9 protein-coding genes are annotated in these 8795 nt (G+C 38.0%); 5 read left to right on the forward strand and 4 right to left on the reverse strand.

Going from position 1 to position 8795, the window contains the following annotated elements; translation table 11 throughout:
* Nucleotides 1–119 precede the first annotated feature (119 nt).
* From B3D98_RS06985 to B3D98_RS06995, 3 genes are read right to left on the reverse strand one after another with little or no spacing between them, the layout of a single operon-like run.
* Entirely contained in the window at nucleotides 120–914 is a 795-nt protein-coding gene (locus B3D98_RS06985; protein ID WP_054549894.1) for an ABC transporter ATP-binding protein, read from the reverse strand.
* A 15-nt stretch (nucleotides 915–929) separates the two neighbouring features.
* Nucleotides 930–1985, reverse strand: a complete 1056-nt coding sequence (locus B3D98_RS06990) for a FecCD family ABC transporter permease (RefSeq protein WP_048391031.1) — start codon at nucleotides 1983–1985, stop codon at nucleotides 930–932.
* Nucleotides 1985–2986, reverse strand: a complete 1002-nt coding sequence (locus tag B3D98_RS06995; protein ID WP_048391034.1) for a FecCD family ABC transporter permease — start codon at nucleotides 2984–2986, stop codon at nucleotides 1985–1987. Before B3D98_RS06995 ends, B3D98_RS06990 begins: the two co-directional genes overlap by 1 nt.
* A 144-nt stretch (nucleotides 2987–3130) precedes the next feature.
* Here B3D98_RS06995 and B3D98_RS07000 point away from each other — a divergent pair, with 144 nt between their 5' ends.
* From B3D98_RS07000 to B3D98_RS07020, 5 genes are all read left to right on the forward strand, one after another.
* The gene (locus B3D98_RS07000) at nucleotides 3131–4126 is read left to right on the forward strand and encodes an ABC transporter substrate-binding protein (RefSeq protein ID WP_281216024.1); all 996 of its coding nucleotides are present in this window, start codon (nucleotides 3131–3133) and stop codon (nucleotides 4124–4126) included.
* 135 nt (nucleotides 4127–4261) lie between these two features.
* Complete coding sequence (locus B3D98_RS07005) at nucleotides 4262–5476, forward strand: diaminopropionate ammonia-lyase (RefSeq protein WP_281216025.1); 1215 nt, start codon at nucleotides 4262–4264, stop codon at nucleotides 5474–5476.
* A 142-nt stretch (nucleotides 5477–5618) separates the two neighbouring features.
* On the forward strand, nucleotides 5619–6380 hold the full coding sequence (locus B3D98_RS07010; RefSeq protein ID WP_048391040.1) for a MerR family transcriptional regulator: 762 nt from the start codon (nucleotides 5619–5621) through the stop codon (nucleotides 6378–6380).
* Between the two features lie 75 nt (nucleotides 6381–6455).
* Entirely contained in the window at nucleotides 6456–6905 is a 450-nt protein-coding gene (locus tag B3D98_RS07015; protein WP_066038115.1) for a TraR/DksA C4-type zinc finger protein, read from the forward strand.
* Between the two features lie 47 nt (nucleotides 6906–6952).
* Entirely contained in the window at nucleotides 6953–7879 is a 927-nt protein-coding gene (locus tag B3D98_RS07020; protein ID WP_288582028.1) for a dipeptidase, read from the forward strand.
* Nucleotides 7880–7891: 12 nt separating this feature from the next.
* On the opposite strand, the gene B3D98_RS07025 is transcribed toward B3D98_RS07020, so the two are convergent.
* Nucleotides 7892–8795: 1,4-dihydroxy-2-naphthoate polyprenyltransferase (locus tag B3D98_RS07025; RefSeq protein WP_288582030.1), on the reverse strand; the 904-nt coding region annotated here is incomplete at its 5' end.

An 8795-nucleotide genomic window follows, 5' to 3' on the forward strand; every position in this document is an offset into this window, starting at 1 on the left:
TTTACATCTACTGCACTTTTTAATTTACTTGATATTTAGATTTATAACAAAGCTATAATAAATGAAAGCCTACACAGAAGGATTAAACTGTGTAGGCTTGTTGTTTTTCAAATTAGCGATTAAATTTTTCGCCCTTTTCCATATGGGATGCAAAGAGGTGTACCAAAGATTGGATCTGTCGTCATTTGGCAATCAAGGTCAAACACATGATTAACTAAATCAGTGGTCATAATTTCTTCTGGTTTCCCTTGACGATAGACACCACGGTCACGCACTGTAATAATATGATCGGCATAGCGACAAGCAAGATTAATATCATGTAGTACCATAATAATAGTTCGCTTTTGCTGTTGGTTCAATTCGAATAGTAAATCTAAAACGTCTATTTGATGAGTTAAATCTAAGTATGTCGTAGGCTCGTCTAAAAGAATGATATCTGTATCTTGAGCAAGCGTCATAGCTATCCAAGCACGTTGACGTTGTCCTCCTGATAGCTCATCTACTGGTCTATCTTGTAAATGCTCTGTACCTGTAGCTTTTAAAGCGCTTAAAACGATTTCTTCATCCTTTTCAGTCCACTGTTGTCGCCAACTTTGGTAAGGATAGCGACCTTGTTTCACAAGTTGTAGGACAGTTAAGCCTTCTGGTGCAACAGGAGATTGAGGAAGAATAGAGAGGTTTTTAGCCACTTGTTTTGTAGATAATTTAAAAATATCCTCACCGTCTAATAAAACGGAGCCTTTTTTAGGTTTTAATAATCGAGCAATGGAGCGTAAGAGTGTGGATTTACCACAGCCATTCGCTCCGATTAATACAGTAATTTCATTCAAAGGAATAGATAAATTGAGATCTTCGATAATATTGAAATCACCATAACTTAATGTTAGAGATTTGGTTAATAAAGATTCAGTCATGTAGTATAGACTCCTTTATTTTTTAGGGTTTCTAAATAATAAATAGATAAAGTAAGGAGCACCGATAGCAGCAGTAAAGACGCCTGCGGGTACTTCTAATGGGCTAAATGCTGTACGACCTATAATATCTGCAACCATTACAAGCAATGCACCAATTGCTGCGGATGCCGGAATAAGTACACCGAACGATGAACCAACAATGCGTCGTGCAATATGAGGAGCCATTAATCCTACAAACCCAATAGCACCAGCAAATGCTATGGCACTCGCTACTAAACTGGAGCATAATAGAATTAAGTAAAGGCGTGTTTTTTGAACAGGCTGCCCTAGGCTTGATGCTGTATCATCACCTAATTCTTGAACATTTAACTGCCGAGTAATAAAAAAGGTGATAAGTAGAAGTACAATAATCAATGGAACAACGATTTGTACTTGATCCCAATCCGAACTTTTGACACTACCCGTAATCCATTTATTCGCTTCACTTGCTTGATAAATTGGGCCGATAATCATTAACATTGTAGTAATTGCTTGCATGAATGCCGACACGCTAATACCGATTAAGACAAGACGATTTGGTGTGACACCATCTTTCCAAGCAAATAGGTAGACTATACATCCGACGATAGTAGCACCTATGAATCCTGCTAATGGCAACCACTCTATACTAACTGTTAAAGAGTGATTAGAATCACTGAAAATGGCTAAGAAACCAACAACCGCTGCCCCACCACCAGCAGATATGCCGATTATATCAGGTGAGGCAAGTGGATTTTTAATGATTCCTTGTAAAACTGCACCTGCGACGGCTAACGCCATTCCAGCAAACAAGGCCATGAAAATTCGAGGCATTCGAAAATCAATAATAATCAGTTGATCAAAATCTGAGCCGTAACCAAAAAAAGCTTGTAAAACTTTAAATGGATTGATGAATGAATCACCAAATGATGCACTAAGAAAGAACACGGCAAGAGTTAGTATGCAAATCACTGTTAATTTTTTTATAGCTTGTACATCTATTAAAAATGAAATTTTTTGTTGAAGTAAACGAATTGTTTTTACATGTTTCATTATTTTTTTCCACCTTTTCGCGCAAGGTAAATAAAGAATGGTGTGCCAATCATAGCAGTCATGACTCCTACTGGAACTTCTTGTGGCATGATAATATAACGAGCCGCAACATCAGCCAGCAATAAAAGTATCCCCCCAAGTAAAGCAGCCATAGGAATAAGCCATCGATGATCAGTGCCGACAAACTTGCGCGCAAAATGGGGAACGACAATCCCTATAAAACCAATGGGGCCAGCAATTGCAACTGCTCCCCCTGCTAAAAAAATAACAATAAGACCGACCAATATCTTCATAAGTCCTAAACGTAAACCAAGACCTCTTGCTACATCATCTCCAAGAGCGAGAATATTCATTTTGGGGGAAATGATGAGGGCAGCAATCCACCCAATTACTAGATACGGTAGAACAGATAGTAGAATTTCAAGTTTTCTACCTTGTACAGAACCTGCTAACCAAAACAAAACTTGATCAAGCTCTGCTTCATTTGTAGCGAGTAAACCTTGCGTAAATGATGCAAATAGGGCACTGATGGCAGCACCAGCTAAAGTTATTTTCACTGGAGTAACAGCATCTCTACCTGAGAAACTAATTCCATAAACGGATAAAGCAGCGATTGCTGCACCAAGAAATGCAATCCACGCAAAAGATTGCAAGCTTGAAATGTGGAAAAAAATCATGGCAAAGACAACAGCAAAGCCTGCTCCTGCATTAATGCCCAAAATTCCAGGAGAGGCTAATGGATTTTTCGTTAAGGTCTGCATAAGCACGCCTGTAATAGCTAATGAAGCACCAACGCAACTGGCTATAAGAGCTCTTGGAATTCGAACATTTTGAATAATAAGATGCTCATTTGAATTGTTAAATTGTCTAAAAGATTCATACGTAGTTTGAATAGAAGTATTTGCATAACCATACACAATACTGATCCCCATAGAAAGAAGTAATAGTATGACTCCTACTAGTAAAGCAATCATTTTAGAATAATTATTTTTTAATATCATATTTAACGTGTACTCTTTTCTTGGAAAATTAATAAATTAGTTATTGACTTTGATAGTTACATACAATACGATTAATATCGTTCTTAGACAGATGAAAGTGATTTTCATTCTCGTCAAATATGCTTAAATATTTTATCATATACAATGGAGGAAGAAAAGGTGCAAAAAGCTTTTCAAAAACTATTAGTTTTACTAGCTGTGGTTGCTATTTTTGTTCTGGCAGCATGCGGTACTTCTAAAGATAATGCCAAAGAAGAAAGTACAAAAGAAAGCAATGCTTACAGTATTGACCATGCAATGGGGACAACTGAAGTAAAAGACACACCAAAACGTATCGTTGTTTTAACTAATGAAGGAACAGAAGCATTATTAGCTCTAGGTATTAAACCAGTAGGTGCTGTTCAATCTTGGACAGGCGATCCATGGTATGATCACATCAAGGATCAAATGGAAGGTGTAGAGGTTGTCGGTATTGAACATGAAATAAATATCGAAAAAATTGCTTCTTTAAAGCCAGATTTAATCATTGGCAATAAATTACGACAAGAAAAAGATTATGCTAAACTTAGCAAAATTGCTCCTACTGTGTTTTCTGATACATTACGTGGTGACTGGAAAGAGAATTTTAAATTATACGCTAAAGCAGTAAATCAAGAAACAAAAGGTGAAGAAGTTCTAAAAGCTTACGAAGATAAGTTACAAGCTCTGAAAGAAGAACTTGGAGAACAAACCAACCAAGAAGTTTCATTTGTACGCTTTATGGCCGATAAATCTCGTATCTATTACACAGATTCATTCTCAGGTGTGATTTTTGATGCTTTAGGATTTAAACGTGTTGCAGCGCAAGCAGATTTATTTAAAGATAATGCTAAACTAGGAAACTTAGCGATTGAAGTAGGGAAAGAAGCGATCCCTCAAATGGATGGGGATGTTATTTTCTACTTCACGTACATGCCAACAGGCGATGATTCAGCACTAGCAACTGAACAAGAGTGGACACAAGACCCGCTTTGGAAAAACTTAACAGCAGTCCAAAAAGGCAATGCACATAAGGTGGATGATGTCATTTGGAATACGGCTGGAGGCATTTTAGCTGCGAATATTATGCTAGATCAAGTGAAAGAAATCTTTGTTAAATAATTTTCTTATAAACTATACATTTATCGATGTTCGATAAATGTATAGTTTTTTTACTTCCTAATATATACTCTCCTGGTACTTTAAAGTTAGATAGACTATGATGTAGATATTGACCATAAATTGAGGGGGATGGCGATGAAGGAAAAATTAAGGTGGGTTTATAATCAGCATTATTTAGAGCAAGATCATATAAAACAAGCAACAGCAATACTTCCATATTTTTCACTAGATCAAGTGAGGAAAGTTGGTCAATTTCAGCGTACATATGAGCAATTTGAGAAGACACCACTCCATCATCTTGAGGCACTATCTTCATATATAGATGTAGAAAAAATTATGATTAAAGATGAATCTTATCGATTTGGTTTAAATGCCTTTAAAGTTTTAGGAGGTATTTATGCAATTGCGCAATATGTTGCCAATAAGCTTGGAAGGAATATAGAGGAGCTATCGTTTGAACAGTTAAAAACTCCAGAAGTAAGAGCGCAAGTAGGCAATTTAACATTTATTTCAACGACTGATGGAAATCATGGTCGTGGTGTGGCATGGGCTGCAAGAGAACTGGGTTTTCAAGCAAGAATATATATGCCAGCTGGTAGCGCCGCTGAGCGGTTACTGCATATTAAAAGTGAAGGGGCTTTTGCTGAAATTACGACAATGAATTATGACGATACTGTTCGTTATACCTCACAGCTTGCACTAGAAAATGGTTGGGTTTTGATTCAGGATACAATGTGGCAAGGCTATGATGAAATTCCATTATGGATTATGCAGGGGTACACAACCCTTGTACAGGAGATTGTTGAACAGATACAGCAAGCCCCAACACATGTATTTTTGCAAGCTGGTGTGGGGTCCTTTGCCGGAGCAGTAGTAGCATTTTTACAGCAATACTATGAGCAGGATATTACATTTGTCTTGGTTGAGCCACATGTCGCTAATTGCTATTATGAAAGCTTTAAGAAAAATACAGATCAATTTGTCACTGTTGGTGGGGAGATGCAAACTATAATGGCAGGTCTTGCTTGTGGTGAACCGAATCCACAGGCTTGGCAAATCTTAAAAGCCTACACAAAAATAAGTATCTCCTGTGAGGAAGAAATAGCAGCAACAGGTATGCGCGTTCTAGGAAATCCTTTAGCTACAGACACTCGCATTATAGCTGGTGAATCAGGAGCGGCGCCATTTGGTTGCTTTTATGAAATAATGACTAATGAACAATATAAGGAATTAAAACATGCCTTGCACCTAAATGAACAAGCAAGGGTGCTGTTTATTAATACAGAGGGTGATACAGATAAAGAGAGTTATCGAGAAATAGTATGGCATGGGAAATATGCGAATCAATAGCAAACTAGTGATTTACTAGTTTGCTATTTTCCTTTTGTAAAAGGATTTGAAAGTATAATTAAGTTTAATTAAATTTTTTTATTTTAACTCTTGACCTTAACGTTGCGTCAAAGCTTACAGTAGCATTAGTGGAGGTGATGAGATGGAATATACCATTCAGGAGCTTGCTCAACTATCGGGCGTTAGTACAAGAACATTGCGTTATTATGATGAAATTGGATTGCTGAAACCAGCAAGAACCAATGAGGCAGGTTATCGATTTTATGGCCAATGGGAGGTCGATATGTTGCAGCAGATTTTATTTTACCGTGCTTTGGATATGAAATTAGCGACAATTCAGGCTATTATTCAAGCACCAAATTTTCAGCATGCTGAGGCGCTCAAAACACATAGAGCTGCTTTGCTTCAACGCAAAGAGCAGTTGGAAACGATCTTACAGACAGTAGAAAAAACAATACAATCCATTGAGGAGGAACAACCAATGTCTAATGAAGAAAAATTTAAAGGCTTTAAAGAAAAGTTAATTGAGAATAACGAAAAGCAGTACGGCAAAGAAATCCGTGAGAAATATGGGAATGAAACAGTGGATGCATCCAATGCTAAGCTTATGAACATGACGGAGCAACAATATCAAGCGATGCAACAGCTAGAACAGCAAATGTTTGAACGTTTAGCAGAGGCAATGAAACTTGGAGATACAACAAGTGACATTGCGATGGAAGTTGCAGAGTTGCATAAACGCTGGCTCAACTTTACGTGGAAAGAGTATTCCAAAGAGGCACATGCAGGGCTGGCACAAATGTATATTGCTGATGAACGCTTTACAGCTTATTATGATGAGCGTGGTGAAACAGGAGCAGCGCAATTTTTGCATGACGCCATTATAGCTTATACAAGTAAGTAAATAGGTCTTCCTTATGCTGACATGTTTTAGAAATCGTAAAACAGGAAAAAATGAAAGCATGAGGAGGAGATTATTGTGGATCAACAGGTAATGCAACAATTAAAAAGACAACTAGAGCAAGAATTACAAGAAATAGAACAACGAATAGAAGAATCAGAGCGACCTCAAGCGACAGAATTATCGAATTATGATAATCATCCAGCTGATAATGCAAGTGATTTAACGGATCAGCTTACAGAAATGGCTATTGATGAGCATCGTGGTGATAATGCTGAAGAAATAAAAGAAGCTCTTCAAGCAATGGCAGACGGTACATATGGCAATTGTACAGTCTGTGGTAAAGAAATTCCGATTGGTCGCTTAAAGGCAATGCCGCAAGCTCTGACATGTGTGGAACATGCAGAAAAGAAAGAAGACAATTTACGACCAGTGGAAGAAGATGTTCTTTCTTCGACACCAAAATCAGATGATTTTATTGAGCTGGAGGAATTCGGCTCTTCTGATACACCACAGGATAAAATTTAGTAAGTTTTTCCTCGCAGAAGCAGTATAATAACTGTAGAGGTGAGGATATGAAGATTATTGATTTACATTGTGATGCGCTTTTAAAGTTAACTACTCTTGAAACGGCCAATTTTGCTGAGGATGTACGAATACATGCTAATCAAAAAAGATTGCAATTAGGGCAAGTAGAGGCGCAAGTGTTCGCTATCTTTATTGACCCAAAAATCCCACAAAGTTTACAATTTCTTGAGGTCATGCGCCAAATCGAAGCATTCCATACTCACGTATTACAAACAGAGGGCATGGTGCATATTACAGATTGGGCACAGTTAGATCAATTAGCTCCCCACGAAATAGGAGCCATTTTAAGCTTAGAGGGCTGTAGTGCCATTGGTGAAGATTTAACAAAACTGACAGCTGTACTGGATGCAGGGGTGAAGTTGGTAGGTTTAACATGGAATGAAGAAAATGCTGTGGCCCATGGTGCTGAACAGGATGCAACTCTTGGTTTAAAGCCATTTGGTAAAGAAGTTATACAATTATTAAATGAACGCGATATTATTATTGATGTGTCCCATCTAAATGAGCAAAGCTTTTGGGATGTCTTGCCGCTTGCAAAGCATATTATTGCAAGCCATAGTAATGCACGTGCACTATGTGATCACCCGCGTAACTTAACTGATGCCCAGGCAAAGGCACTTGTTGAGGCGGGAGGACATATCCATGTAGTTTATTTCCCACTCTTTATAGGCAAAGGTGCAACACTAGACCATTTAGTGGGGCATGTGGAGCATTTAGCTAAACTGGTAGGTGTGGAGCATATTGGATTAGGCTCCGATTTTGATGGGATTGATAGGACTGTCAGTGGCTTAGCCCATGCAGGAGAGGCACAAAATTTACTAGAGGCATTACGTACACGCTTTTCAGATGAAGAAGTGTATGGTATTGCAAGCCAAAATTTCCGACGCTATGTAAAAAAAGCAGCAACCCGTTAAGGCTGCCGCATCTTAATAAAAGAAATAATGAATTAATAAACCGATTCCTAATAGGAAGCCGAAGAATGTATTTGTTTGCGCTGTATATTTCATCGCAGGCATTACCTCTTTGGCTTCTTTTTTGTCTCGGAAAATTTGAATGGCACGTAATGGTTTTGGAATACTTAGGAAGATGATTAATGCCCAAAAAGTAATACCATCAACTGCTACAAGAGCAATCACCCATAAATAAGAGACGATAAAAAAGCCTGATAACACGGAAATTGCATTATCACGTCCTACCAAAATAGCTAAGGTTTTTCGTCCGCCTTCTGTATCGCCAACAATATCACGTATATTGTTCGATAGCATAATGGCACCGACTAAAATCATGCTTGGTACAGAGAGCAAGACAGCATCTAGTGTTACTGTAAGCGCTTGAATATAGAAGGCAATTAATACAATGCCCATCCCCATTACTGCGCCAGAAACAATTTCACCAAATGGCGAATAGGCGATTGGGTATGGTCCACCTGTATATAAAAAGCCAATAAGCATACAAACAAGTCCGACAACAGCTAACCACCAAGATGTTGAGGCACATATGTAAATGCCAAGAAGCATGGCAATAGCATAAAAGCTTAATGCAATCATCATAATTGTTTTTGGCTGTACACCATGACGGACAATCGTTCCGCCAATCCCGACGGAATGCTCGTTATCTAATCCTAATTTGTAATCATAATATTCATTGAACATATTCGTTGCTGCTTGTATAAGCATACTTGCAATGAGCATAGCAAAAAATAGTCCAAAATCAATTGTTTCTTTTTCAATTGCTAAGGCAATTGCTGTTCCTAGGAATACAGGAACAAATGAAGCGGTTAAAGTATGTGGACGTGTTAAATGCCACCACACTTTAAAACCCCTATCAGCT

Origin of the sequence: Lysinibacillus sp. UBA5994 (assembly GCF_002429725.1) — a bacterium.
GTDB lineage: Bacteria > Bacillota > Bacilli > Bacillales_A > Planococcaceae > Lysinibacillus > Lysinibacillus capsici.

Bases quoted from the DNA above. Each gene is read 5' to 3' on its own strand.
- B3D98_RS07010 (WP_048391040.1), top strand. From the start codon at position 5,619: ATGGAATATACCATTCAGGAGCTTGCTCAACTATCGGGCGTTAGTACA.
- B3D98_RS07000 (WP_281216024.1), top strand. From the start codon at position 3,131: ATGGAGGAAGAAAAGGTGCAAAAAGCTTTTCAAAAACTATTAGTTTTA.
- B3D98_RS07020 (WP_288582028.1), top strand. From the start codon at position 6,953: ATGAAGATTATTGATTTACATTGTGATGCGCTTTTAAAGTTAACTACT.
- B3D98_RS06995 (WP_048391034.1), bottom strand. From the start codon at position 2,986: ATGATATTAAAAAATAATTATTCTAAAATGATTGCTTTACTAGTAGGA.
- B3D98_RS06985 (WP_054549894.1), bottom strand. From the start codon at position 914: ATGACTGAATCTTTATTAACCAAATCTCTAACATTAAGTTATGGTGAT.
- B3D98_RS06990 (WP_048391031.1), bottom strand. From the start codon at position 1,985: ATGAAACATGTAAAAACAATTCGTTTACTTCAACAAAAAATTTCATTT.
- B3D98_RS07005 (WP_281216025.1), top strand. From the start codon at position 4,262: ATGAAGGAAAAATTAAGGTGGGTTTATAATCAGCATTATTTAGAGCAA.